General features: G+C 40.8%; 1 protein-coding gene and 1 pseudogene. Both read right to left on the reverse strand.

Annotated features, from left to right (window positions below; all coding sequences use genetic code 11):
* Positions 1-6 precede the first annotated feature (6 nt).
* Positions 7-297 carry an oxidative damage protection protein gene (locus ACS8FD_RS19540; protein WP_439262469.1) on the reverse strand — a complete coding sequence of 97 codons (291 nt, stop codon included), beginning with the start codon at positions 295-297 and terminating at the stop codon, positions 7-9.
* A 234-nt stretch (positions 298-531) separates the two neighbouring features.
* Positions 532-774 (reverse strand): annotated as a pseudogene (locus ACS8FD_RS19545) (argininosuccinate lyase); the annotation flags it as partial.

Here is a 774-nt window from a genome sequence, read left to right on the forward strand (position 1 = left end):
TGAGTTTTAAGTCTCTGGTGTCCAGCCTTGTGCACGCTCATAATCTTCATTGTCTAAAAATTTCTCACGTTGCTCAGTTAAAAACTTTTTAGCTTGTGGGTCTATCATACTTAGGTGGTTCTCATTAATCAGCATCGTCTGCTGCTCAAGCCACTCTTGCCATGCTTTGTCAGAGACCGTTTCTTGTAGCTCTTGACCTTTTTTATTAGGAAAAGGCGGATGCGGCATTTTTGGCAGTTCTTGCTGATATTTACGGCAAAAAACGGTATTGGCTTGCGGATTAAAACTCTCAGTCACAGGGCGCTCCTTATTCAGTAAGTTATTTATTTATTAAGTCGAATATTAATATCTATCTATGATAGCGGTCTTAGACCGTTTAGCCAAGGGTATCAAGTGTATAGAAGGTAACAGTCAACCCGCTTAATATAAATGTTGGCAATGGTATGACAACTAAAAACACTCGCCCTAACTTATGCGTATTAGAAGTGAGTGTTAAATATACAAAGTTAAAGCGGTTTTTAGATTAGGCGTTTAAGCAAACGCTTTTAAGCGCGCACGACCATTAATGACCGCTTGCTTAACTTGATTGGGTGCAGTGCCGCCTAAATGGTCACGAGCTGCCAATGAACCTTCTAAGGTTAAGAAATCAAAGACATCATCACCTATTGCATCACTAAACTGCTGTAACTGCGTCAGCGACAAATCACTTAAATCAACGCCTTCTTTAATACCTAGTGCAACGGCATTGCCAACGACTTCGTGCGCATCACGGAA

The sequence above is a fragment of the Psychrobacter sp. 1U2 genome (genome assembly GCF_051847575.1).